18 protein-coding genes, 1 tRNA gene and 2 pseudogenes are annotated in these 25,498 nt (G+C 69.1%); 8 read left to right on the forward strand and 13 right to left on the reverse strand.

Annotated elements, in window-relative coordinates:
- The first annotated feature begins 109 nt into the window (after positions 1 to 109).
- Positions 110 to 186, forward strand: a tRNA-Ile gene (locus AB0N07_RS05275).
- A gap of 354 nt (positions 187 to 540) precedes the next feature.
- Here the strand turns inward: AB0N07_RS05275 and AB0N07_RS05280 are convergent.
- The 10 genes from AB0N07_RS05280 to AB0N07_RS05325 all read right to left on the reverse strand — a co-directional run bounded on the left by AB0N07_RS05280 (position 541) and on the right by AB0N07_RS05325 (position 11,866).
- Positions 541 to 954, reverse strand: a complete 414-nt coding sequence (locus AB0N07_RS05280) for a PIN domain nuclease (RefSeq protein ID WP_365832249.1) — start codon at positions 952 to 954, stop codon at positions 541 to 543.
- Positions 951 to 1,214 (reverse strand): type II toxin-antitoxin system VapB family antitoxin, encoded by a 264-nt coding sequence (locus AB0N07_RS05285; protein WP_365832251.1) that lies wholly within the window; start codon positions 1,212 to 1,214, stop codon positions 951 to 953. The genes AB0N07_RS05280 and AB0N07_RS05285 overlap by 4 nt, the downstream gene beginning before the upstream one ends.
- A 249-nt stretch (positions 1,215 to 1,463) precedes the next feature.
- Entirely contained in the window at positions 1,464 to 1,646 is a 183-nt protein-coding gene (locus AB0N07_RS05290) for a DUF3459 domain-containing protein (RefSeq protein WP_365832253.1), read from the reverse strand.
- A gap of 794 nt (positions 1,647 to 2,440) precedes the next feature.
- On the reverse strand, positions 2,441 to 2,866 hold the full coding sequence (locus AB0N07_RS05295; RefSeq protein WP_365832255.1) for a WYL domain-containing protein: 426 nt from the start codon (positions 2,864 to 2,866) through the stop codon (positions 2,441 to 2,443).
- 52 nt (positions 2,867 to 2,918) lie between these two features.
- Positions 2,919 to 4,418, reverse strand: a complete 1,500-nt coding sequence (locus tag AB0N07_RS05300; RefSeq protein WP_365832256.1) for an alpha-L-arabinofuranosidase C-terminal domain-containing protein — start codon at positions 4,416 to 4,418, stop codon at positions 2,919 to 2,921.
- Between the two features lie 42 nt (positions 4,419 to 4,460).
- Entirely contained in the window at positions 4,461 to 5,339 is an 879-nt protein-coding gene (locus AB0N07_RS05305; protein WP_365832257.1) for a carbohydrate ABC transporter permease, read from the reverse strand.
- Positions 5,336 to 6,316 carry a sugar ABC transporter permease gene (locus AB0N07_RS05310; protein WP_365832259.1) on the reverse strand — a complete coding sequence of 327 codons (981 nt, stop codon included), beginning with the start codon at positions 6,314 to 6,316 and terminating at the stop codon, positions 5,336 to 5,338. Before AB0N07_RS05310 ends, AB0N07_RS05305 begins: the two co-directional genes overlap by 4 nt.
- Positions 6,317 to 6,415: 99 nt before the next feature.
- On the reverse strand, positions 6,416 to 7,726 hold the full coding sequence (locus tag AB0N07_RS05315) for a sugar ABC transporter substrate-binding protein (RefSeq protein WP_365832261.1): 1,311 nt from the start codon (positions 7,724 to 7,726) through the stop codon (positions 6,416 to 6,418).
- A gap of 66 nt (positions 7,727 to 7,792) precedes the next feature.
- A complete protein-coding gene (locus tag AB0N07_RS05320; RefSeq protein ID WP_365832263.1) occupies positions 7,793 to 10,759 on the reverse strand; it encodes a glycoside hydrolase family 2 TIM barrel-domain containing protein in 2,967 nt (988 codons plus the stop codon).
- Between the two features lie 108 nt (positions 10,760 to 10,867).
- Positions 10,868 to 11,866, reverse strand: coding sequence for a LacI family DNA-binding transcriptional regulator (locus AB0N07_RS05325; protein WP_365832366.1), 999 nt, complete (start codon positions 11,864 to 11,866; stop codon positions 10,868 to 10,870).
- Between the two features lie 440 nt (positions 11,867 to 12,306).
- Between AB0N07_RS05325 and AB0N07_RS05330 the strand changes: the two genes are divergently transcribed.
- The 4 genes and pseudogenes from AB0N07_RS05330 to AB0N07_RS05345 all read left to right on the forward strand — a co-directional run bounded on the left by AB0N07_RS05330 (position 12,307) and on the right by AB0N07_RS05345 (position 16,483).
- Positions 12,307 to 15,102 (forward strand): DNRLRE domain-containing protein, encoded by a 2,796-nt coding sequence (locus AB0N07_RS05330; protein WP_365832265.1) that lies wholly within the window; start codon positions 12,307 to 12,309, stop codon positions 15,100 to 15,102.
- A 74-nt stretch (positions 15,103 to 15,176) separates the two neighbouring features.
- A pseudogene (locus AB0N07_RS05335) lies at positions 15,177 to 15,369 on the forward strand (hypothetical protein); the annotation flags it as partial.
- Positions 15,369 to 15,521: a hypothetical protein gene (locus AB0N07_RS05340; protein WP_365832267.1), complete on the forward strand. Its 153-nt coding sequence runs from the start codon at positions 15,369 to 15,371 to the stop codon at positions 15,519 to 15,521. The pseudogene AB0N07_RS05335 and the gene AB0N07_RS05340, both read left to right, overlap by 1 nt.
- Before the next feature lie 413 nt (positions 15,522 to 15,934).
- The gene (locus tag AB0N07_RS05345) at positions 15,935 to 16,483 is read left to right on the forward strand and encodes a helix-turn-helix transcriptional regulator (protein WP_365832269.1); all 549 of its coding nucleotides are present in this window, start codon (positions 15,935 to 15,937) and stop codon (positions 16,481 to 16,483) included.
- A 309-nt stretch (positions 16,484 to 16,792) separates the two neighbouring features.
- Here AB0N07_RS05345 and AB0N07_RS05350 read toward each other — a convergent pair.
- Positions 16,793 to 16,996, reverse strand: a pseudogene (locus AB0N07_RS05350) (PTS lactose transporter subunit IIC); the annotation flags it as partial.
- 1,614 nt (positions 16,997 to 18,610) lie between these two features.
- On the opposite strand from AB0N07_RS05350, the gene AB0N07_RS05355 reads away from it, so the two are divergent.
- Together AB0N07_RS05355 and AB0N07_RS05360 are read left to right on the forward strand one after the other, a co-directional pair.
- The gene (locus AB0N07_RS05355; protein ID WP_365832271.1) at positions 18,611 to 19,603 is read left to right on the forward strand and encodes a polyphosphate kinase 2 family protein; all 993 of its coding nucleotides are present in this window, start codon (positions 18,611 to 18,613) and stop codon (positions 19,601 to 19,603) included.
- A gap of 152 nt (positions 19,604 to 19,755) precedes the next feature.
- A complete protein-coding gene (locus AB0N07_RS05360; RefSeq protein ID WP_365832273.1) occupies positions 19,756 to 22,482 on the forward strand; it encodes an HAD-IC family P-type ATPase in 2,727 nt (908 codons plus the stop codon).
- Positions 22,483 to 22,693: 211 nt separating this feature from the next.
- Here the strand turns inward: AB0N07_RS05360 and AB0N07_RS05365 are convergent, their stop codons facing one another.
- Positions 22,694 to 23,125, reverse strand: a complete 432-nt coding sequence (locus AB0N07_RS05365; protein WP_365832275.1) for an ester cyclase — start codon at positions 23,123 to 23,125, stop codon at positions 22,694 to 22,696.
- 199 nt (positions 23,126 to 23,324) lie between these two features.
- The gene (locus tag AB0N07_RS05370; RefSeq protein WP_365832277.1) at positions 23,325 to 24,857 is read right to left on the reverse strand and encodes an MFS transporter; all 1,533 of its coding nucleotides are present in this window, start codon (positions 24,855 to 24,857) and stop codon (positions 23,325 to 23,327) included.
- A 197-nt stretch (positions 24,858 to 25,054) separates the two neighbouring features.
- Between AB0N07_RS05370 and AB0N07_RS05375 the strand changes: the two genes are divergently transcribed.
- The gene (locus tag AB0N07_RS05375; protein ID WP_365832279.1) at positions 25,055 to 25,393 is read left to right on the forward strand and encodes a hypothetical protein; all 339 of its coding nucleotides are present in this window, start codon (positions 25,055 to 25,057) and stop codon (positions 25,391 to 25,393) included.
- Positions 25,394 to 25,498 lie beyond the last annotated feature (105 nt).

Below are 25,498 nucleotides of genomic sequence, written 5' to 3' on the forward strand. Positions count from 1 at the left end.
GCGGTGCAGTCTCCATGGGCGTGCGTAGCCGACCATCCGAAGCAGGAGATCGTATGAGCGGCTATGCTGCGGCAGACGGCGCGCACAAATGTGCGCGACACGCCGCCGTGGGGCGGTAGCTCAGCCGGTTAGAGCAGCGGACTCATAATCCGTCGGCCGTGGGTTCGAGTCCCACCCGCCCCACCATGCAGGTCTGTGACCTGAGGAAACGTCTCGCCTGGTGTGCGGATTCAGGAAGTTGCTCCACGGAGCTGAATCCGCTGCTCGTGCGTTCAACCCCGTTGCCGTCAGCGTGCGTTGGGATCGCTCTGGCCTGCGTAGACGTAAGGGCCTACGGCTGGAGGGCGGCGTCTTGGGTGGGCTGTGCGGGCGTCTGGACGTCGAATTCTGGACGCTGGCTGGACACGAGGATCCGCAGGTGCTGCCCAGTGTCCTTGGGTGCCGGCGGACGGCCCGCACGGAAGCGGCCCAGTCCGCCGCGATATGACCGCCGGTCGGCCGGTCGGGAGAAGCTCCGTGCCCGTCGGTGTCGCGCGAGTTCTACTGCCTGAGGTCGATCGTGCGGACCGGCTGACCTGTCGTGCGAGCGATGGTTTCGAAGTCGCGGTCGTAGTGGAGCAGGGTGAGTCCCGCTTCTTCCGCTGCTGCGGCCACCAGGAGGTCCACGGGGCCCGCGCTGCGGTGTTCCCCCTTGGCGGTCAGCTGTTCCTGGATGACGCGGGAGCGGCGGTAGACGCCGTCGGGCATGGGGCACCAGGCGTAGTGGGCGTCGAGGGCTGCTTTCAAGCGGGTGCGGTCCGTGGCGGAACGGGCCGAGTAGAGGACTTCCAGTTCGGTGAGGTCGCAGATCGCGACGAGGCCGGCGCCGATCCTGTCGTCCCATTCGGCCGTGTTCTGGCGGAGGAGGACGCGGGCGAGGGCGGAGGTGTCGATGAGGTAGTCGGCGACGGTCATGCGTCCGCTCCGGCGTCGCGGTCATCGCGTGCCGCGTCTGCGCTCGTGGGGCGGTATGCGCGCTTGTCCATCAGGAGGTTGACGTCCAGAGCGCCCTCGGCCACCAGTTCGCGAGCTTCGTCGAGTGCCCGCAGGCGCCGGTAGCGGGCCGTGACTTCCCGCAGCGCCGTGTTGATGGTGTCGCGCTTGGTGGAGGTGCCGAGCTCTCTGGCTGCCTCTTCCAGCGCCTCGTCGTCGAGATCGATGACCGTACGGCTCATGGTGGCCTCCTCCGCTTGAGTGTATCGAGCAGAGTATATCAAGATACAAGATCTTTTGTATATTCCATTTGTTGGCGGTCGCGGAGCTGTGTGGCGAGCCTGAGGGTGAGATCGCCTCCCCTGCCTGGCGGCATCGTCGTGAAAGGCGCGGGATCGCAACCGTTCGTGTGGGCCAGGGCCTGGCCGATCGGCGGGGAGTGGACACCGGACAGGCCCTGGCGGATTGAGGGGTGCTCCCGATGGAGGCTGCTATTTCTTGGTCCAGACCGCGTGGTCGGGTTCCAGTCGGCTGTCCTGGAAGGGACCGCTGGCCAGCAGGATCGTGGTGTGGTCGGGTAGCTGGAATGTCTTGGTCGAGAGGTTGACGACACACACGAGACCGGGGTCGCGGTGGAAGGCGAGGACTCCTGACGGGGTGTCGAGCCAGGTCATGGTGCGGCGCCGAGGGCGGGGTGCTCGCGTCGGAGCTGTAGGGCGGTGCGGTACAGCTCCAGCATGGATGTCTCGTCGCCGGTCTGTGCCTCCACGCTCCGCTCGCCCCATTTCGATGGCTGCGGTAGCCAGGGTGCAGCGGAGGCGTTCTCGGGACTGAAGCCGAAGGGTGTGCTCTGCCCGGACCAGGGGATGGGAACGCGGCAGCCGTCGCGGCCGGGGTTGGTGTGGCCGGAGCGTTCCCAGACGGGGTCCTGGCGTACGGCCTCGGGGAGGTCCTCGATTTCGGGCCACTTGTGCAGGTCTCTGACCTGATGAAACGTTCATTTTGTCCTGTTGGAGCGTCAACTTCGCCTGAACGGACTGAATCCGCTGCGCGCGAGTTCGGCCTCGTTGCCGGTGTCGGGCGTGCGGGCGCCCCTGACCTGCGCAGATGTTCCAGTTCGCAGCGGTTGAAGTTGCGGAACATGGCTCCTGCGGCTGGCTGGGCTGAAAATTCTGGACGTTGGCTGGACGCGAGGAAACCGGAAGGGAGTACTCCGGTGCAGAGCCATCCCCTCTGTCGGGGGGCGTGGCCGGAGTGGGCGCCGTGTGGTGGCAACTGGGCTCGTCCGGATCGTGCCGTTACCGACGTAGTTGGTCGGCTTGGGGGAGAAATGGCCCGTACTGAAAACGGTCCCAGATCGCACCATGGAGTTGCCGAGCGGGCCGCCACCGCGCCGAGGGTGCTCGCCGAAGTTCTTCCGCGCGACAGCCGACGTGGCGGCCGACCCCGCACTGGCCGGTCACACTGGTCAGCATGTCGGCCACCATGGGCGCGGCGTCCGGTGGATTCTCGATCCGCACCGGCTGCCCCGTGGGCCGAGCTTCCACCACCCGGTCCACCGGAAGGTACGCCACTGCCCGCGCTCGACGTCGAGCGCGACCGGATACCAGCGGTTACGGGTGCGGACGAGCCGGTGGGGATCGGCCGCACGGCTGCTGCGGCGCCCCGCCGTGTCGCGGTACCTCAACTGCAGCCGGTTGCGGAGACGGCAGGCAACCGCCGGCTCCAGCAACACCTCGGCCGGCACCGGATCACCTGACCCTTGAGGGGTGTGCACGACGAACTCGGTGAACGCGCCCAACCGGTCGGCCACACGGGAGCGTTGGTGCAGCACTGGATCCGTGATCCCGTCGTCCCTGAGGCCGGCCCGGGGCAGGGCGCGCCACCCACGCATGCCCCAGAGCCGTCAGGGGACAGTCCGTGGACGCCGTCAACGGTGGCGGTACTCAGCCAAGCGCGATGGCGGTCCACGACACCGGTGGCAGTTCGACGGTGAGCACGCCGTCGGCGAGCTTCGGGGTCGTGTTCGGGGCCGGGGTCACGCGGTTCTGCTCCGTGAGCGTGTTCTTGGCGTACACGTCGGCGTCGGCGAGCGTGACCGCCTCCGTGACGTGCGTCGAGCCGAGGCTCCGGACATCGATCGTGACCTGCGCGGGCTCGTGCAGATCACGGTTGACGAGGAAGACCGCGGCCCGGTCCTCGTCGGCGGTCGCGACGGCGTCGATGACGGATGCCTCACCGTGGCCTGCGGTGTCGTACACCGGTGCCTGGATCAGGGGCCGGATCACCTCGCCCGAGGCGAGCCGGCTCGTGATCGAGAACGGGTGGAAGGTGGTCTGCCGCCAGGCGGGGCCGCCGGGCTCGGTCATGATCGGCGCGATCACGTTGACGAGTTGCGCGAGCGATGCGGAGGTGACGCGGTCGCTGTGCTTGAGGAGCGTCATCAGCAGGTTCCCGACGACGACGGCGTCCGCCACCGAGTAGACGTCCTCCAACTGCCGGGGGGTGTGCCGCCACTCGTCGTTGACCTCGTCGGACTCCTGGTGCTCCTTCTGGTACCAGACGTTCCACTCGTCGAACGAGATGCTGATCTTCTTCTTGGAGCGTTTCTTGTACCCCACGTGGTCGGCGGACGCGACGACGGTGTCGATGAAGTAGTCCATGTCGGTCGCCGAGGCGAGGAAGGAGCCGAGGTCGCTGTCGTGCTCCTGGTAGTAGGCGTGGCAGGACACGTAGTCGACGTAGTCGTAGGTGTGCTCCAGCACCGTGCGTTCCCAGTCGCCGAAGGTCGGCATGCCGGACCCGGACGAGCCGCAGGCGACGAGTTCGAGGTCCTTGTCGGCCATCTTCATCGCGGCGGCGGTACGGGCGGCGATCTTGCCGTAGTCGTCGGCCGTCATGAAGCCGGTCTGCCACGGCCCGTCCATCTCGTTGCCGAGGCACCACATGCGCACGTTGTGCGGCTTGGGCGTGCCGTTGGCGACACGCAGGTCCGACAGGGCTGTACCCGAGGGATGGTTGGCGTACTCGAGCAGGTCCAGGGCGGGCTGGATGCCCCGCGTGCCGAGGTTCACCGCGAGCATCAGTTCGGAGTCGGTGAGCTTGAGCCAGCGGGCGAACTCGTCCAGGCCGACCTGGTTCGACTCCAGCGAGTGCCAGGCGAGGTCGCGGCGCACCGGACGCTTGTCACGCGGGCCGACCGAGTCCTCCCAGCGGAACCCGGAGACGAAGTTGCCGCCCGGGTAGCGGATGGTCGTGCTTCCGAGCTCCCTGACGAGCGCGACGACGTCCATACGGAACCCCTCGTCGTTCGCGCTCGGGTGTTCCGGCTCGTAGAGCCCGGTGTACACGCAGCGGCCGAGGTGTTCGACGAAGGAGCCGAAGGTGCGGCGACGGACGGGGGCGATGACGGCCCGCCTGTCGAGTTCGATGTGGGCGCGGGGCAATGCGGTAGTCCTTTGCAGTGCGGGACGGGGGTGGGAAGCGGACTATTTGACGGCGCCCGCGGTCAGGCCCTTGCGCCAGAACCGCTGGAGACTGACGAAGGCGACGAGCAGGGGGATCAGCGACAGGAACGCACCGGTGATCGGCAGCAACGCCGGCACTCCGCTGGCGAACTCCGCGCGCCACTGCACCAGGCCCACCGTGACGGGCTGCAGTGAGGGGGTGTTGAGCATGAGCGAGGGCAGGAGGTAGTTGTTCCAGATGCCGACGAACTGGAACAGGAAGACGGTCACCAGTGCCGGGGACATCAGCGGCAGGGCGATCCGGAAGAAGGTGCGCTGTTCGCCTGCTCCGTCGAGCCGTGCGGCCTCAAGGAGTTCGTCCGGGACGGAGGCCGCGGCGAAGATCCGGCACAGGTAGACGCCGAACGGGCTGACACAGCTGGGCAGCAGCACCGACCAGTAGGAGTTGGTGATGTCGAGCTTGGCCATGAGCAGGAACAACGGCAGGGCGAACATCGGCGCCGGGATGAGAACCGAGGCCAGGACGACGTTGAACACGCTTTCCCGGCCGCGAAAGCTGAACTTGGAGAGCGCGTAGCCGGCCATCGCGGACAGCAGGGTGCCGACGGTGGCGCCGACGAAACTGTAGAGCGCGCTGTTGGCGAGCCAGGTGGAGAAGATGCCGCCCTCGAAGCTGAACACGTCCTTGATGTTGGTGACCAGGCCGAAGTGGGAGAACCACAGCGGCGTACCGGTATAGAGGTAGCCCGAGGCTTTGGTCGCGGAGACGAACAGCCACCACAGCGGGATCAGCGTGTACAGGGCCATCAGGCCCAGCATGCCGTTGACGACGACCTTGCTCGCCATGTCGGTGCCGCGGCGGGCCGGTCGGGTCGGGCGGTCGGCCGAGATCACGCTCATGCCATCGCTCCCTTGCGCTGGTTGTACTTGAGAAAGCTGAACGAGAGCACGAGGGTGATCAGCGCGAGCACGACGGACTCGGCGGCGGCCAGGTTCTGGCCGCCCACGTCCATGCCCAGGGTCGCGTTCATGATCGGGGAGAACTTCGGGTCGACGCCCGGGATGCGCGCGCTGACCAGCACCGCCGGCTCGGTGTACAGCTGCGCCGTCCCGATGATGGAGAAGATCGTGGTCAGCACCAGCGCGGGACGCACCAGCGGGATCTTCACCGCCCACGCCAGGCGCCACCCGGTGCAGCCGTCGAGTGCGGCGGCCTCCATCACCTCCGCCGGGATCGTCTGCAGCGCGGAGTAGATGATCAGCATGTTGTAGCCGGTCCAGCCCCACGTGATCATGTTCCCGATCGAGAACGGGACCCACGACGGCGACAGGAAGTCGACGTCGATCCCGAGGTGGGACAGCGGTCCGGTGAACGGCGAGAGGTCTTTCGCCAGGAGGAAGGACCACATCAACGCGGCGATTGCACCCGGCAGCGCGTAGGGCAGGAAGAACGTGAGCCGGTAGGTCTTCCGCAGCCGGGCCGAGCGGGAGTCGAGCAGGAGCGCGAGCAGGAGGGCCAGGCCGAGCATGACCGGGACCTGGACGCAGCCCAGCAGCACGACCCGGACGATCGACGCGGTGAAGTCGTGGTCGCTGAAGGCGGCGGTGTAGTTGGACAGTCCCGCGAACTGCGTGGACTGCGCACCGCCGAACAGCCCGCTGCGGTGGACGGTGAAGAAGCTCTGGTAGACCGCGTAACAGATCGGCGCGACCATCATGGTCAGGAAGAGCACCGCGAACGGCGCCAGGAAGGCCGACGCGGTCAACGCGGTACGGCGGCCGGCGCGCCGGGGCCGGCGGGGGGCGGAGACCCGGGGGTTGCCCGCGGGCACCGGTCGCGGCGGTGACGCGGCCCGGGTGCTGCTGGGACTGCTCATGGAAAACCTCGCTGGGCGGTTCGTCGTCAGGGAGCGGGTCCCCGCGGCGCCGGTACGGGCGCCGCGGGGATCCCTCGGGGCGGTGGGAGTCCCGCTGACTCAGCCGTTGGTCACCGACAGACCGAGCTTCTTGATCGCGGCGACCGTCGAGGCCTGGACCTTGGTGACCGCGTCCGGCAGGGTGCCCTTGCCCATGGCGCCGGTGAGGTCCGTCTGGACCTGCTGATAGGTCGGGCCGTTGGTCCAGGTGCTGGGCACCTGCGCGGCGGAGGCCTTGTACACGTCACCGACCTTCTGACCGCCGAAGTACGGGTCACCGCCCGTGAGCGACGGGTCTTCCTGCCCGGCCTTCGACGCCGGGTACAGCCCGCTTTCGATGCCCGTCTTCACGGCCTGCGGGTCACTGGACAGGAAGTCGGCGAACTGCGCGGCTTCGCGGGGCGTCTTGCACCCGCTCATCACCGAGGTGGCCGAGCCGCCGTTGCTGGAGCTCTTGCCGTCGCCCGCCTCCCAGGTCGGCATCGGGGCGACCCGCCACTTGCCGGACAACGCCTTCAGGTCCGACTTCAGGCCGCCGGCGGCCCAGGACGCGTTGACGAACGTCAGCACCTTGCCGGCGGTGGCGGCCTTGTCGAACTTCGGGTCCCAGGCGTTGCCGGACTTCTGCACCAGACCCTTGTCCTTCAGGCCCTCCCAGAATTCGGCGACCTTGCGGGTGCCGGGGTTGTCGATGCTGACGGTCCAGCTGTCGCCCTTGACCGAGTACCAGGACTGGCCGGTCTGCAGGGTGTAGGCCGCCAGGTCGTTGCCCTCGCTGGGCGCGTTGCCGAACTTCACGCTCGGATCGGCGGCGGCGACCTTCTCGGCGTCGGCCTTGTACTCGGCCCAGGTGGCCGGCGGCTTGGTGATGCCGTACTTGGCGAACAGGTCCTTGCGGTAGTAGAGGACCATCGGGCCGACGTCCACCGGGATTCCGTAGATCTTGCCGCCGACGCTGGAGGCGGAGACCGCCGACGGGGCGTACTTGGCCATGTCGGCGCTCGCGTACTTCGTGATGTCCATGACCGTGTTCTTCACGAGCATGGACGGGATGGCCTGGTACTCGATCTGGGCCAGGCACGGGCCCTGGCCGGCGGTGATCGCGTTGCTGATCTGGGTGTAGCCGCCCGTGCCGCCCGACGGGATCTTCTTGAAGGTGACCTTGGCGTTCGGGTGGGAGGCGTTCCACTGGTCGACGATCTTCTCGTAGCCGGCCCAGCCCCAGAACTCCATCTTCACCGGCCCGGCCTGGCTCTTCTCGGAGTTGTCGGAGGTGCCCTTGGTGCTGCTGCACGCGCCGAGGCCGGCCACGAGGAGCGCCGCGGTGGTGATCGTCAGGAGTCTGCGGGTGCGTATGGTGGTGCTGTTCATGTGAGGAACCTTCTGTGACAGGGGCGGACTTGCTGGATGGCCGGTGGGCGGGCGGGCAAGGCCCGCCTACCGGCAGGTGCCGAACTCCACGCCGAACGCGGTGGTGACCGCGGCCAGGACGTCCGGTGCGGACGGGCCCGGACCGCAGGCCGCGCTGCCCAGACCGTGGTGCGCGTGGTCGAGGTGCAGATGGAGTCGACCGTCGCGGACCAGGTCGTGCTGGTGGGCCGCGGCAGCCAGGGCTTCGGTGCTCCAGGGGCGAACGGTCAGGTCGATGACCGGGTCGCCGGCGATGAGCAGGGTGCCGTCCGGGGTGGTGATCCTGGCGCGGCGGACTTGGTGGCGGTTGCCGTTCTCCTGCGGGCGGACCTGAGGGATCTGCATCGCCGAGACGGTCGACCGGTGGCGGCCGACGCGGGCCGCGGCGCGGGAGTCGCGGTACGCCTCACCGGGACCGGGGCCGAACCACTCGACGTCGGCGTCGGTGCCGGGCAGCGACATCGCGACACCCAGCCGGGGCAGCGGCACCGGCCACGGGCCGTCGGGGGTGACGACGGTTTCCAGCCGGAGCCGGGCCTGGCCCGCATGCGGTGTGTCGCAGGCTGCCCAGTGGTAGACCACGCCGAGGCCGGCCGAGGACCCCGCGGCGGCGAGGCGGGCGATGACCGTGAGTCCCGACACGTCGGGCTCGACACTCAGGACGTCGTGGCGCATCCGGTGCAGTCCGGCGGCGAACCAGGCATCGGCCTGCGGCTCGCCGAAGGCGCTGAGCAGGTCGTTGTCGACCGGGGCCCGCCAGATGTCCAGCCTCGGTCCGTCGAGCTCCAGGTCGCCGAGCCGTGTCAGCACCCCGGTGCGGGCGTCGAACCGCGCGGGACCCAGTGCGATGTACCCGTCGCGGGCGACCGCCGGTGCCGGCGTGAACGGGACGGGCGCGGCGGCCGGAGCCACGACCAGCCCCTGGGCCCAGGCGATCTCGTGGCCGGCCCCGGCCCAGGTCTCGTCGGCGGCGAGCACCGCGGTCACGGTCAGCCACACCTCGTGGCCGGAGTCGTTCTTGCGTGCCGCGTCGAGCGCGGCGGTGACGTCGGCGGGCCAGGCGACGGTGGTCGTCGTACCCGGAGCGGTCGCGGGCACGGTGAGGCCGCCGGAACCCGTCGGCTCGCCGCCGTCCTCGACGGTCCAACGGAAGTCCAGGTAGCCGCTGTCGCGGACGTGGTGCAGGTTGTGCACGTCGATCTGCCGAGTCGCCGGGTGGATGCGGATCCGGACCGGTTCGACGACCTTCTTGTACTCGACCAGGCCCGGGGACGGCGTGCGGTCGGGGAGGAGCAGCCCGTCGGCGACGAAATTGCCGTCGTGGACCTCTTCGCCGAAGTCGCCGCCGTAGGCGTAGAACGAGCGGGGGTCCTCCTGCCCGGTGAGCCGGGCGATCCCGTGGTCGATCCACTCCCAGATGAAGCCACCGGCCAGGCGCGGATGCGCCTCGACGACCTGCTGGTACTCGGACAGCCCGCCGGGGCCGGTGCCCATGGCGTGTCCGTACTCGCACAGCACGGCCGGCAGGGCGCGGCGGTGTGCGTCGTCGGCCGGATCAGCCGTCGGTGCCTCCTGGCCGCGTCCCACGGCGGACAGCTCGTCCACGCCGATGTACATGCGGGAGTACAGGTCGACGTACGCGCAGCTCGCCCAGTCGCCCTCGTAGTGGATCAGGCGGCTGTCGTCGCGCTGTCGGATCCATGCGGCCGCGGCGGCCAGGTTGGTTCCGGTGCCGGACTCGTTGCCCAGTGACCAGACGATGACGCAGGGGTGGTTCTTGTCGCGTTCCACCAGCCGCGCGGCCCGGTCCAGGTAGGCCTCGCGCCAGGCGGGGTCGTCGCTGGGGTTGCGCCGCCAGCCGCCGGGTTCGAAGCCGTGCGTCTCCAGGTCGCCCTCGCAGAACACCCACAGGCCGTGCTCGTCGCACAGGTCCAGGAAGCGGTGGTCGGGCGGGTAGTGGGCGGTGCGCACCGCGTTGATGTTGTGCTGCTTCATGAGCAGCACGTCGGTCAGCATGGTGTCCTCGGTCAGGGTCCGCCCGGTCAGCGGATGCCATTCGTGGCGGTTGACGCCCCGCAGGGAGATCGGCCGGCCGTTCGCGGTCAGGACGCCGTCCACGACGGCCACGGTGCGGAAGCCGATGCGCAGCGGTATCCGCTCCCCGGCTTCGGAGATGAGTTCCCCCGCATAGAGGCGCGGCTGCTCGTCCGACCAGGGCTCGACGCCGTCGATCATGTGCGGGCCGGCCGGATCGGCGGCGGATATGCCGAGCTCGGGCACCGACAGGGACACCCGGGTGGGGGCGGTGACGTCGACGGCCAGGGTGCCCTGCCCGGTCGTGTGGTCGTAGGAGGTGTGGACGAAGAAGTCCTCGACGCCGCGGGCGGCCACGGACACCGACCGGAAGATCCCGGACAGCCACCACATGTCCTGGTCCTCCAGGTAGCTGCCGGACGACCACTGGTGCACGCGCACCGCGAGGACGTTCCGGCCGGGCCGCAGAGCGGCACAGACGTCGAACTCGGTGGTCAGCCGGCTGCCCTTGCCGTCGCCGAGCCGGATCCCGTTGAGCCACACCGCGAACGCGGAGTCGACGCCCTCGAACCGGAGCACCGCGGCCGATGCCGGGAACCCGTCCGGTACGTCGAACGCGCGGCGGTACTCGCCGGTCGGGTTCTCCCGGGGCACCCGCGGCGGGTCGACCGGGAACGGGTACAGGATGTTGGTGTAGGCCGGGGCACCGTAACGCGGCTCGCCGGGCAGGCCGGTCATCTGCCAGCAGGACGGTACGGCGAGCAGGTCCCAGGCGGTGTCGTCGAAGTCCGGCGCGGCGAAGTCCCCGGTGAGGTCGTCGAGCCCTGACGCCAGTCGGAATCTCCAGTCGCCGTCGAGCGCGATCGTGGGCAGGTCGGTGGCGAATGCGGCGCGCGGCCGCAGCCGTCCGGTGCCCGGCGACCGGTCTTCGACGTAGGCGTCGGGGTCGAGGTCTTTCATCAGTGGAGGTGCTTTCTCTCGGAACTCGTAACGGGGACGGCCGGGGGGCGAGGCAGGATCGGCCGTCGCCTCACAGGGGCTGGTGTGCAGGTCCGGCGGGGCCGCTTGCTACCCGCGCGCCGGTGGTGGGGCGCTGCTGTCCCGGACGGTCAGGGTCGGGCGGAGCAGCGTCAGTACGTTGGTGGGCGGCCGGCCGGAGTCGACGGCGCGCAGCAGCAGTTCGACGGCCTGCTGCGCCATCTCCCGCTTCGGGAAGGTGACCGTGGTCAGCGCCGGCTTGATCTGTCCGACCTGGGCGATGTCGTCGAAGCCGACGATGCTGACGTCGTCGGGGACCCGCCGTCCTGACCGGACGACGGCCTCTATGGCGCCGACGGCCAGGATGTCGTGCGTGGCGAAGATCGCCGTGACGTCCGGGTCCGCCTCGAGCGCCGCGGAGCTCGCGGCGAATCCGCCTGCCGCGTCGTCTCTGGTGCAGGCGAACACCTGGCGGTCGTCGATGGTCAGCCCGTCGTCGGCGAACGCCCGGCGCAACCCGCGTACGCGCGGCGAGTGCGCGGGGAGATCGGCGATCACCGCGACGTTCCGGTGGCCGAGATCCCGCAGGTAGCGTCCGGCCAGTAACCCGGCGTGCTCGTAGTCGATGGACACCACGGGCAGCGTGGTGGGCGCGTCTCCCTCCCAGGCGCACAGCGCGACCGGGAAGGCGGCCTCGAGGAGCATCGGCAACTGCTGTTCGACGGCGTTGTCCCCGGCGACCAGCAGTGCGTCCACCGAACGCGCGGCGAGGTTCTCCAGGTGGGCCCGGGTGTAGTCGGGGTCGTCGCGGGTCGTGGCGAGCAGCAGGTTGTACCCATGGCCGACCAGCACGTTCTCCACCTCCTCGACCACTTCCGAATAGAACGCGTTGGCCACCCGCGGCACGAACAGGCCCACGGTCGAGGTGCTGCCGGTCCTCAGTGAGCGCGCCACCAGGTTCGGCTTGTACCCGAGCTCCGCTATCGCCGCGTTCACCCTCGCCAGGGTCTCCGGCCGTACCTTCTTGCCGGACACCACGTTGGAGACGGTCTGCTTGGTGACTCCCGCCCTCGCGGCCACATCCGCCATCGTCACCACGTCGACTCCCAAAACTTTTATCGATCCACGAAAGTGGCGTCACTGTAGGGCGACTGTCCCGGCAGGGCAAGGCCTTGCGTAGTGGCCGTGATCCAGCCGTTACAGAGCATGGCGAGGCCATGATCAGTGGGTAGGGACGGTTTCCGGGACTTGGCGTGTACGGAGCATTGACGGTTTCGGAAATGCGGCAGTAACGTCCCCGCCACGCCACTTCCGTGGATCGGTCCACGAAGTGGGGTCCCCCTGGCCCACCGCGCAACAACACTCGATGTCACCTCGCGCTCCCGCGCTCGATGCGTCGGGGTGGTCCTCTCGGTCGCGACGGCCACGGCCGCGCTCCGGCCGCGGCATCGCGCATGCTCCGCGCCCCCTTCAGCAGGCGGCCAGCGCCTGAACAGACCTGGAGAGGTCTCGTCCTAGGAGAGACAGACATGACCAGACCAGCCGGCGGCGACGCCGACCCGAACCCCGCCCCGGCGCGCCGCGGTTCGCTCGTGAAACGCCTCATCGCGGCCGCTGCGAGCGCCACCATCGCGACGGCGAGCCTCATGCTCGCCGGCGCCGTCCCCGCTCAAGCCGCCACCACCGTCCACACGTACGCACCGACGGGCGTGGGAGGCGGTACGACGACGTCCCCGGACGTGGCAGCCACCAAGTACCAGGTGCAAGTCGCCGGTACGCCCGTCCAGGCTGTCCAGTACACCGCGAACGGTCACAACTTCGACATCGCCCGCTTCGCGTCCGACTCCCGGACCCCGACGATCACGGTCACGCTGCCCAGCACCACGATCAACACGGTGCACGTCTACCCGGAACGCTACTACCCGTCCAGCAGCATCTCGGTGAGCGCGGACCAGCACACCCTGACGTTCCAGATGTCGGCCGCCGCCGGGTTGAACCAAGCGATCGTGATGGTCAACGGCGACTCGACCAACGTCGCGGGACAGCCCTACCTGGCGGTCGTCAACGACCCTCTGGAAAACCCGGCGCAGCGCCCGGACACCACGAGCGCGGCGGACGGTTCCGGCGTCAACCTGCAGACCGGTGTCCTCAACTTCCAGCAGTTCGCCGCGAAGTACCTGGCGGCGCACCCGAACAGCACGGCTCAGACGGCTCCCGCGGCGACGACGAGTTCCATGGCCGGCAAGACCGTCGACGGCACCGCCATCCCCGCCGGTCAGAAAACCTCGGCCGGGACCCTGGTGAGCGCGAGCAGCACCAATGTGCGGTACCCGAGTGTGCGGGTGATGGCCGCCGACGACCTCACGTTCGCCCTGAAGGCCGCCATCGACACCATCGAGGCCAACCCCACGGCGCTCAACACGCTCTACTTCCCGAACGGCACGTACACGTGGTCCGGTCTCCTGGTCAACGGTGTGGACGGCAGCAAGCTCAAGGGCGGCAAGCTGAAGATCTACACCGATGAAGGGGCCCTGCTGAAGAACCGCATCCAGGCGTACATGGAGGCGTTCGAGCCGGCGGTCGGGATCATCAACTCGAGCAACATCGAGATCGACGGCCGCGGCATGATCGACGGTCAGGGCGTGGCGAACTACCGCGCCGACTCGCACGACGCCTACCGCAGCGTGCACCAGGGCGGCGTCATGGTCATGCACTCGTCGGCCATCACGTTCAACGACACCTACGTGCGCAACGCGAAGCAGTGGAACTTCGAGACCCACACTGCCAGCAACGTGACGTTCAACAACATCAAGGCACTCACCCCGTACAACCAGCCATGGATCGACGGGACGGACTTCGCCAGCGGCCAGGACATCACCGCCAACGGCGTCTTCACCCTCGGCAACGACGACGCGTTCGCCTCCGGCCACTACAACCCCAGCGACGGATTCACCCCGCTGGCCACCGGTGTGTGGGGCAACTTCGCGCTCGGCACCTCCACCCCCGACATCCAGGGTTACGTCAACGCGGTGGGCGCCCACGACACCGTGGCCGACATGCTCGGGTTCGACTCCTACCACTGGGACAAGGCGGACTCGAAGAACATCTCGGTCAGCAACACGCTGAACTGGTCCGTCGGTGCCGGCAACTCGATCCGCATCGGATGGAGTTCGTGGGGATACAAGCTCAACAACTACACGTTCGACAACTTCAACTCCATATCGGCGCCGGCCGGCGGCATCTTCACGCAGAACAGCCCCAAGCCGTACCCGCGCATCTCGAGCTTCGTGATCAAGAACAGCTCGTTCGACACCTCCCGGTACACGTCGGGACCGATCAGGCTCAACGGCGGCAACGGATCCACCCAGACCATCACCGCCGACGACCAGGCGAACTACGGTCTCGCCCCCAACCCCGACGGTTCGGGCACCACCTACACGTACACCAAGACCCCGATCAGCACCTTCCAACTCGACAACGTGTGGTTCTCGCAGCAGAAGACGAACAGCAGCACGTTGAACGGCACCACGAACGTGACGCTGAACAACCTCAGCGTCGCGAACCAACCCGTCGAATACACCAGCCAGTTCCCGCTGGCGCCGAGCGGGATCGGCACCCTGACCACCACCTACACGGACGCGAACGGCCAGACCCAGAACGTCAAGGCCGGCGCCCTCACCAACGGCGACACCTGGGTGGGTGCGTGGACCGGTGACCAGACCAAGAACAACTCCGCGGACCTGACCCTCATCACCCGCAACACCGGCGTCGGCCTGATGGGCGAGCAGTACACCACGGGATCCGGAGACGGGAAGATCTCCTACATCCAGTTCCCCCTCAGCAGCCTCACCAGGGCACCGAGCCAGGCGACACTCCATCTCACCTACGTCGGCCACCGCTATTCGACGGTCCCGTCGACTGACACCGACCAACTCCTCGTACAACCCGTCACCGACACCACCTGCACCGGCGGCGGCACGTCCTGCCCGGTCAACACGATGACCTGGCAGAACCGGCCGAGCTTCACCGCCACGACCTCGTCCGTCGCGAAGTCGGCCACCTTCAACCTCGGTTCGACCGTCGTCGCGGAGGGCGGCGGGAACCACCAGACCAACCCCGTCGACGGCCGCGACATCACCGTCGACATCACCTCCTTCGTCCAGAACGCCTACACGGCAGGTCAGTCCACGCTCCTCCTCGCCGTCTGCAATGCGGGGGGCACCAACCACGAGCTGCGCTTCGTCAGCTCCGAAGGCGCCATCGGCTCCGGGAAGCTCACCAACGGGACCGCCGAAATGGCGCCCGGGGTGACCGTGACCCCGTAGACCCCTTCGCGGCCGGTCCGTCCCCTTGGGGACAGGCCGGCCGCAACCGTTCGTCTCCGCCGTCCACCGCTGTGGACGCCCCCATCTGGTTCGCCTGGTCGGCGTCTTGGACGAAAGCGGCCGCGAGGCCGTCCGCCGTGCCCCCACCCGAAACGAGCACGAGGTGATCACCTCGACCAGCATCAACGACATCACCGCGACCTCACCATCTTGATGGGGCCCGCCACTACCCCGGGACGGCCGACCAGCTCGCGGTTCTGCTGCTGATGGCACGGTCGGGTCTGCGGGCGGTCGACGTGCCGCGGCTGTGCGCGGAGGACCTGGACCGGCGCGGCGGCGAGGTGGTGGGCCGGGGCAAGGGCGGACGGGTCGGCCGGATGCCGCTGCCCGCGGATGTCGGCGCCGCGTCGGCCGACTGACTGCGGCACGGCCGGCGGCCGTCAGCGTTCCGCGAGGTGTTCCTGCGCACCATCGGCCCGGACGCGCCGATGGCACGGCAGTCTGTGGTCACTGCGCGAGGCCGACAGCTTCGGCGCACCGAACGCGCTTCTTTCCGGCGGGAGGCGGGGGCTCTGCATCTGTTTGACGCGGCCCCGGCCATGCACCGGTTGACGGGAGACGGACCGGAACAGCTCTTCTGGCTGTTCCAGAAGGCCATCGTCCAGGTCCGGCTGGGCCATCCCGATGCCTTGGTGACCAGCGCGCGAGCGGTGGAGATCGCGGAGCGGCACGGGGAACAGCTCTACCGTTCATACGCCCTGTCCGCGCTGGGCTTCGCGCTCTGGGCCCACGGCGACGAGGAGGGGGCCCTGGCGCGCGTACGCGGAGCGTGTTGGAGATCCTTCAGGGTTTCAACGACGACACCGGAACCGTCATGGCGCTGGGGGTGCCCATCCAGAGCGAGGTGATCCGCGGTGAGCACGAGCGCGCGGCGGTGCTGCTGGGTGCGGTACGGGCGCTGTATCGAGCGACCGGCATGTGCACCAGTACCCTCGGTCCGCGCCACAAGCAGTGCGAGGAAACCGTCGCGGGCGCCCTGGGAACCTCGAAGTACGAGAAGGCCCTCGCGCGAGGTGGCGACTTCGACAGTCCCGCGCGTGCCATCGCCTTCGCCCTGGGCACCACAGCCGAGAGCACTGCGAGTGACGTCGAGGCCACCGGGCCGCCCGCCGCGGATCCGCTGAGCCGTCGAGAGCGGGAAGTCGCCGCTCTGGTCGCCAAGGGGATGACGAACCGGCCGCCGGCCGGGTTACTCGGCCTCTCGCCGCGCACCGCGGACACCCATGTCGCGAACATCCTCTCCAAGCTCGGCTTCGGCTGTCGCGCCCAGATCGCGGCCTGGTGGGCGGAGAACCAGCTGTCCGCCGAGGGCGGCCGATGATCGGGCCGGAGCCGGAGCCGGAGCCGGAGCCGGAGCCGGAGCCGGAGCCGGATCCTGACCCGTACGCCTCGGGATGAGCGAGCGAGCAGAGCGGACCCAGCCGTGAACCGGCAACTGGGCCTTCCCGGGGGCCGGTGTCTTCCCGTTTCCGACGGGCCGTGGGGCGGGTTCGCGTACCGAGCGGGTGCCACGGTCAGGCTCGGCAGGCGCCACGGCCTTCCGGCGGGTGCCGACGGCCCGCTTGGTCTCGGTGGCCGGCTCGGCGCGGCGCAGGCTCTCGAGCCCCGGGGTGATCAGCATGGTGGTGAGCACACCGGCCCCGACGGCGACGGCGAACAGCAGCGGCTTGCCGATCAGGTCGGCGGCGAAGATTCCGCCGAAGGGGTAGCTGATGGTGGCGCCGAACGTCATGACCAGGGCACCGGTGACGGCGCCGCCCGCCATGGAGGCCGGGATCACCCGCAACGGATCGGCGAGCGCGAAGGGGACCGTTCCCTCGGTGAGGGCAGTCGCCTCGCACGGCTCCCGCAGGTTCCGGCGGGCCTCGCGCGTTCTGGACGCAGGTTGGACACAAGGACCGGAAAAGACTGACAAGGGCCGAGAAGGACTGAGGCGCCAAACCTCGTCTGACCTGGGAAAACGTCCAAGATGGGCATTGATCGACAAGGGTCGCCAAGATCCTCAAAGGACTCATAATCCGTCGGCCGTGGGTTCGAGTCCCACCCGCCCCACCGTGCACCCCTGTGACCTGCGGAAACGTCTCAGCTGGGGTGCGGATTCAGGACCCGACAGGTGCTCTGCTGGATCCGGTACGTGCCGTACGCCGGGATCCAGCCGGATCGCTTGTTCAAGGAGCTGCGCTTCCGATGCCCCGGGAGCCGGTGCCCCGGGAGCCGGTACGTAGTCGATCAGATGGTCCGTCAGGACGGTTGCGGCGGCGCTCAGGACAGCGGCAGGTGCGCCGGGCCGAGCCGCAGGCCGTCGAGATTCACGGCCCCCGAACCCGCGGCCGAGGAAGGCGCGGAGCGCAGCAGGGGTGCTCCGCTCGCCCATGCCTGGGGTGAGCAGCCGGCAGGGTAGGACCAGGGCCGTGTCGTGAGGCCGGACCCCGCTGTCCATGGCGTGGCTGCCGAGGTGGACGATGAGCTGTTCGGCGTGTGCGTCGTCGACGATACCCGCCCAGACAATGGCCCGGGTTGCCGGCGAGCGCGTCCTTCGGCTGGTTGCGGCGCGTACCAGCCGCGGTCCGGCGGCCAGTACCGCTCGTTGAACCGCCGGCGCAGTGGTGCCCGCCTGCGGAGCCCCTTTTCCCCGCCGACCTCACCGGTCCACGCGCTCTCGGACACGGACTCCCCGATTCCGAGGCGTAGTGGACCGCGGCAGCGTCGCCGCGGCCGTACGCGCGACGAACACGGACCGGAACTACGCCACGTCATGACGGGCTTCCGGTCCGTAACCCCGGAGGCCGGCCCGTCCGACGGGATCACCGGACCGGAATCAGGGCCGCGCCGTACGGCGGCACCGCTGCCATCTCCGGCCGCAGCCGCGGTGGTTACCGCTTCGTCGTCGACACTCGGCTGCGCATGCCCGAAGTGCGGGCCGGACGCGAGGGTCTGCCGGACCAGGGGCCCGTCGGGATGCACGCTCGGAGGCAGCGGTTCAGCATGGGAGGAAGGGGAGTTCCCCGGTGGAGGTTCGCTTGGCTGGCAACGAGACTTTCGTCCGCGATCTCTTCCGGGCGTGGAACGACCGGGACCACGAATCCATCGCCCTCGACACCTCACGTCCCAGGGGGACACGGTGGTCGCCCTGGTCCTGTATGCGGGCACCGTGCCCGCCACGGGGCGTCACGTCACGGTGCACGCAACACGGGGCAACGGGGGGCCTGGAGGTCGCCGTGCAGATACCGTGCGATGTTCCGTGAACGGCCATGACGGTGGACGAACAGTTTCCCCCGGTCGGAGCGTTGCCTCCCCCTCGAGGCCGGGGCCATCCGCGACATGGCGACGCGGCTCGTTCCGCCGCGCGAGAGTCAGAACCTGCCTTCCGATCCTGGCCGAACGCCGGGCCCGCAGAGCACTCGGCGCGGTGGCCGGGCGGACGGCGACGGAGAGGAACTGATGAGTGATGTCGGACGACAGAGCCGAACGCATCGCAGAGTTCATCGAGCCGTTGCGGGTGGCACCGGGCTCGACGGTCCGTCTGGAACGTGACTTCGATCCTCGCGACAAGGCCGGTTTGAAGAAGCGCAAGGCGGCGGATCTGCTGCGGACCGGGGTGGAGCTGCTGGCGGAGTACCAGTCGCGGCTGGCCGCCCAGGACACGTACGGCGTGCTGCTGTGCCTGCAGGCACTCGACGCCGGAGGCAAGGACGGAACGATCCGCCATGTGATGAGCGGCGTCAATCCACAGGGCGTGCGGGTGAGCAGCTTCAAGGTGCCCTCCAGCGAGGAGCTGGACCACGACTACCTGTGGCGTTACGCGGGGCGGCTGCCCGCGCGCGGCGAGATCGCCATCTTCAACCGCTCGCACTACGAAGAGGTTCTCGTCGTACGCGTGCACACCGAGAACCTCGTCCGGCAGAAGCTGCCCGACAGCGCGCGCGGGTCGGGCGTGTGGAAGCGGCGGTACCGGGAGATCAACGACTGGGAGCGTTATCTCGTGGACAACGGGTTCAAGGTGGTGAAGATCTTCCTGAACCTGTCGAAGGAGGAGCAGCGCACCCGCTTCCTGAAGCGGATCGACCTGCCGGAGAAGAACTGGAAGTTCTCCGCGGCCGACGTCCGGGAGCGTCGGCACTGGGCCGAATACCAGCGTGCGTTCTCCAAGATGCTGTCGGCCACGAGTACGGAGTGGGCGCCCTGGTACGTGGTCCCGGCGGACCGGAAGTGGTTCGCGCGGCTTTGTACGGCGGCGATCCTCGCGCACACGCTGATGGACATCGACCCCCAGTACCCGCAGATGCCGGAGGCGGCCCGGAAGGAGTTGCTCGTCGCCAAGCGGGGCCTGGAGCGGGAGGCACCCACCGGTATGCCGGCCGATCCGTACGCGGCCCGGCACCCTACGGGGCAAGAGGCTCGGACGTCCGGGCGGCGCGCCGGGAAGAAGAAGCGCGGCTAGGGCCGGTTGCGAAAGTCCCGTCGTCCGCCCGGAGGGCTGGGCCCCACGGCGTCCGGTGCGTGCGAGTGGGGCCACCATCCGCGGCGGGACTTTCGCAACCGGCCCTGGTCCGGCAACAAGGGGAGGCGACCGGGCAGGATCGGAGGCAGCCGATGACGGTAGAGCCGGATTTCGTGGGCAGACAGCCGCAGGTCTCGCCGGACGGCTGGTACGCGCATTCCCCCGCGGAGGTGGTGACGGCCCTCGGTGTCGATCCCGCGGTCGGGCTCAGTGCGGCACGGGCCGCCCAGCTGCGGGCCGCGCACGGCCCCAACGCCCTGCCGGAGGAGGGCCGTGTCCCGGCCTGGCGCCGGTTCCTGGCGCAGTACCGCAGCTACATGCAGATCGTCCTGGTGGCCGCGGCTGCGGTCTCGCTGCTCATCAAGGAGTGGACGACCGGGATCCTGCTCCTCGTGCTGACCCTGCTGAACGCGGTCGTGGGCCTGCGCCAGGAAGGCAAGGCCGAGAGCGCGATGAACGCGCTGAAGTCGATGATGAAGGCCACGGCGCGGGTGCGGAGGGACGGTACCGAGGCGGAGATCCCGGCGGAGGAACTCGTCGTAGGCGACACGGTGCTCGTCGCGGCCGGGGACCAGGTGCCGGCGGACGGACGCATCATCGAGGCCAGCGCGCTGCAGATCGACGAGTCGGCGCTCACCGGCGAGAGCGTCCCCGCCACGAAGGACACCGGCGCGCTGGCGGGCGGGCGGCTGCTGCCGCCCGGGGACCAGACCAACATGGCGTTCATGAACACCCCGGTCACTCATGGCAGCGGCACGGTCGTGGTGACCGCCATCGGCGCGGACACCGAACTCGGCAAGATCTCCGGAATGCTGTCGGCCACCGAGAGGGAGGTACCGCCCCTCACCAAGGAGCTCGACACACTGACCCTGTGGATCACGGGCGCGGCGGGACTCACCATGATCGTGATGTTCGCCCTGGGGCGCAGCCGGGGCCTGGCGTGGGACGCGCTGTTCGTCAGCTCGGTCTCCCTGGCCATCGCCGCCATACCCGAGGCCCTGCCGACCGTGACCCAGGCGATCCTCTCCGTCGGGAGCCTCAGGCTGGCGAAACGGAGCGCCATCGTCAAGGAACTGCCGTCCGTCGAGACCCTCGCCTTCACCTCGGCAATCAATTCGGACAAGACCGGCACCCTGACGATGAACCAGATGACCGCCGTCGAAGTGCTCAGTCCCACCGACAGGTACACCGTCTCGGGCACGGGCTACGGACTGGAGGGGAGCGTCCACCACGCCGCGGGCTCCTCCGCGGGCGTCGAGGACGCGATCCTGCCGTACGTCGTGGCCAGCGACGCCAAGCTGGTCGACGGCGAGGTGGTGGGCGACCCGACGGAGGGTGCGCTGCTGGTGCTGGCCCACAAGGCGGGGCTTGACACGGATGCCACCAGGGAACGTCTCCCTCGTCTTGCGACTCTGCCGTTCGACCCGGAATACAAACTGATGGCCACCTTCAACTCGGCCCTCGACGCTGCCGGTCGTCCGGTCGTCCGGTGCTTCGCCAAGGGCGCGGCCCCGGCGGTGATGGCGCGGGCCGCCACCGCGCTCGCGGCCGAAGAGACCGTCCCCTGGGACGCCGATCTGCGACACCGCGCCGAGGCGCAGATCGAGCGGATGGGCGGCGAGGGGCACCGGGTGATGGCCGCGGCCACCCGGGATCTCGACCCGGCCGGCTTCGATCCCGACGGCGATCTGCTCGCGTACGTCACCGAACTGCGGATGACCAGTCTCGTCGCCATGGTCGATCCGCCCCGCGAGGAGTCGAAGGCCGCCGTGGCGGACGCCCGGGCGGCGCACATCCGGGTCCGCCTGGTGACGGGCGACGACATCACGACCGGAGCGGCGATCGCCCGGCAGATCGGCATCCCCGGCGAGGCCGTCCTCGGCGCGGACTTCGCGGCGCTCAGCGAGGCGGAACGGCTGGCCCGCATCGACGACATCGGCGTGGTGGGACGGGTCGCGCCGGAGCACAAGGTGCTGCTCGCCGACACGCTCAAGAAGAAGGGCGACGTCGTGGCGATGACCGGGGACGGCGTCAACGACTCGCCCGCCATCAAGGCCGCCGACATCGGCATCGCGATGGGCAGCGGCACGGACGTGGCGAAGAACGCCGGCCGCATGATCCTCTCCGACGACAACTTCGCCACCATCGTCTACGCCGTGGAGCAGGGCCGGACGATCTACGACAACCTCACCAAGTACATCCGGTTCGTGCTGCTCCTGCTGGTCACCTTCGTCCTGACATTCCTCGGGGCCACGGTCCTGAACATCGCGGCGGGTGAACCGTTCACGCCTCCGCAGGTGCTGTGGGTCCACTTCGTGGTGAACGCCTCCTTCGGCTTCGCACTCGGTTTCGACCAGGAGAGCCCCGGTCTGATGAGCCGCAGGCCGCGTCCGCGCGGCGAGTCGGTGCTCACCCGACCCGTGCTGGTCACGGTCGGTGCCGGTGGGCTGGCGATCACCGTCCTCCTGCTCGGGCTGATCAAGCTCGGCCAGGCCCACTTCGGCAGCACCGCGACCGGTCAGTCGATCGCCTTCACCGCTTTCGCCCTCTGCCTGATCGTGGCGGCTTTCGAGTGCCGGAGCGAGACGGAATCCGTGCTGACCGCCTCCTCCTTCGACAGCAGGCAGATGAACCGCGTGGCCCTGACCCAGCTGGTGCTCTCGGTGCTGACCACCCAGATGGACGGCTTCCGCCGCCTACTGGGGACTACCGAGATCAACGCGCGAGAGTACGGCTGGGCGCTGCTGGCCGCCGTCGCGCTGCTGCTCGTATGGGAACTGGGCAAGCTGCTGGCCCGCCGGTCGAGAGACGTCGGGTGAGTCCGGTTCGAAGAAGGTCGAAGCCCCCGCCACCGGCGAATTCATGCCGGTCGGTCGGCCAGGTCCAGTGGCTCAGCGAGACGCTCGGCTGAGGTTTCCCAGCCGAGCGTTGCGTGGGCGGCTGTTGAGTTCGGCGGCCACGGTCTCCGAGTGCGCCGCCGGGTTGCCCCCGGTCGCCCTCGGCCGTGGCCCGCCGTCGGGCTTCTTCCCGTCAGCCTTGCAGCTGTTCGGTCAGACCCAGTTGGCTCATGATGGCGCCGGTGTCCAGATAAACGCGCCCCTCCTTGATCTTGTTGTCCTTGACCTCGTAAATGTCGCACGCGTGCACGGTGACGTGACGCCCCGTGGCGGGCACGGTGCCCGCGTGCAGGACCAGGTCCCCGGTCTGGGTCCCGTTGCCCGTGTACTCGACGACCACCGTGTCCCCCTGGGACGTGACGTGGTCGAGCGTGAACTCGCTGTCCGGCATCGCGTCGAACATCGCCTTCGCGAGTTGGGTGAAGCCCTCCGGACCCTGCAGTGTCCTCCCGCTGCCCTCCTCGATGAGGGTGCAGTCCGGAGCGACGGACCCGGCGATGGAGTCGTAGTCCCGGTCGTTCCACGCCCGGAAGAGATCGCGCACGAAAGTCTCGTTGTCAGTCATGGGAGCCTCCACTCGGGAACATCCCCTCCTTCCATGCTGACCCGCCGCGTCCGACCGTGCATCTCTGCGTGCGACGGGCTGGTTGTGCTGTCAGGGGAGGTTGCAGACGGCGGCAGCCCTGCATGCCCTGGTGCACGGTGCGTTCCCGTTCCCGTCCCCGTCCGCGGCCGGATCCGGCGCCTGGCGACCTGGACGGCTCCTACGGTGCGGTCCGGGTCCGGCGGGGCATGAGCAGGTAGGCCGCCACAGCCAGGGTGAGCGGCAGGAGGCTCACGACCAGCATGGTGAGCCGCAGGCCGTTGGTGAAGTCCAGCCCGAGGTCCAGTCCGGACTGCCGGAGCAGGTTCGGGTCGTATCCGGCGGTGCCCGGACTGTGCGCCATCGCGCTTCGCGTCGCGTCCACGGCCTGATCGGCCTGGGACACCGAAATGCCGCGTGCGTCGGCGTCGTTGAGCCACTGCCGTTGGAAGAAGAGGTTGAAGAGCAGGAGATAGACGGCGGGGCCGAGCGCGTAGCCGGTCATTCCGAACGCAGGCTGGACGGAGGCGACGGCACCGGACTTTCCGGGCGGGGCGTGCGAAAGGATGGTCTCGGCCACCGCAGAGGAGGTCACCAGCGACCCGAGGTTGGTGAGCCAGGTGGCCAGAACGACGATCCACAAAGCCATCGTGGGTGTGGCGGTGGCCGCCATCAGCAGCCCGCCCGCGACCATCACCAGCAGGCCTGCGATGAGAACCGGCCGGGGGGTGTACTTCCCGATCAGGCGTCCGGCGAGGATGACGGCGACCGCGATCACGAGTGTGCCGGGCAGGAACAGCAGACCGATCGTGCGAGGGGGCAGCGCGAGGATCACACTGCCGAACTGCCCGAGGGTGAAACTGAACCCCGCGACGAGGAAGTTGAGCGTCAGGCTGGCCAGCGCGGCCACGGCGAACGGTCCGCTGCGGAACAGCGACAGGTCCAGGACCGGTTCCGGTGTGCGGCGTTCACGGAGCACGAACAGCACGCCGGCGACCGCACTGATCACCAGCGGCAGCCAGGCCTGGAGCTGGGAGATGCCGTTCTCCGCCTCGGCGACGCCGTGGACGAGGGTCAGCAGAGCGACGCCGAAAAGGCTGACGCCGACGCCGTCGACTCCGCGGCGCTTCAGGACGGGGGCCTCGGCGACGTACCGGGCCGTCAGCCCGAGCGCGATCAGTGACAGCAGGGGGGCGAGCAGGAACAGCCATCGCCAGCCGACGGCCTCCACCACCCAGCCCCCGATCGTGGGCGTCACCCCGCACAGCACCATGTCGATGGCCATGAAGATGCCGATGGCCGCCGGCCGGCTCTCCGGCGGCACCGACACCTTGAGCAGGGCCATCGACACGCCCAGGACCGCGGCCAGCGCCAGGCCGTCGAGAAGGCGCGTCACCAGCAGGAACGTGTAGCGAGGGGAGATCGCGGAGAGCAGGTTGACGACGATGTCGCCGACCAGCCCCAGCATCAACAGCCGCTTGAGCCCGAAGGCGTCCCCGAGACTGCCCACGGCGAGCACGGCGGCGGCCATGACCAGCGTCGCCGCGCCTCCCAGGAACCCGATGACGTCGGGCGGCACGTGGAGCGCCCGGCTGACCTGCGGCATGTTCAGGCTGAGGACCAGCGGGTCGATGGCCGTGATCGTGAAAGCGAGGGCGAGTCCCGAGATGATCGGAAGGATCGCGACAACGGATCGCGGCTCCGCAGTCGGCACAGCAGCACCTCCCGTACTGCGGCCGGTGGCGACCGCTCGCCGACCGTAACCGGGCCACCGCTTCCGGCCTGTCCTCCCTGGTCCGACGCACACAGCTCGACACCTGTTCGGGCCAGGAGGATCAGCCGTACGCGACCAGGAGCGCAGGCCCGCCGGCCTCGGCGGAGGCGAGGGTGTACGGGACCATGAGCGCCGGGATGGCCCAGGTGCTGACGGGCCACCTCCACTCCTGCCCGACGCGGCGAACGAGCGGCGGCGAGCCGACTCCGGGCGCGGTGCCGGCGCACCCGGAAGAGCGCGAGGGTGAGATCGCCGCGCATGCCGAAGCCGACCGGGGACGCGTCGCGGAACTGTCGGAGCAGCAAGAGGAGTTCGAGCGGGGCCGAGGAGGTCCGGATCACCGAAGGCTCCTGCTCGCGCTGCCCGGTCCGCCGAGCCGACTGCCGCGAAGCTTCCGGACAGATCCGACCGCAATGACCTGCTGTTGCCGGGCCATGGCTGCGGTGATCTACTCGAAACAGGTCCAACTCGCGTGAACGGCCTGCTTCGTATCCGATGCGGTACGCGGGTGAGAGTGGCCGTCCCCACGCAGAGCCAGAGGTGCCTCGTCGGCGGCCCGGCCCCGAGGGTGGCCGTATCGC

Origin of the sequence: Streptomyces sp. NPDC051172, assembly GCF_040682555.1 — a bacterium.
In the GTDB taxonomy this organism is placed as follows: domain Bacteria; phylum Actinomycetota; class Actinomycetes; order Streptomycetales; family Streptomycetaceae; genus Streptomyces.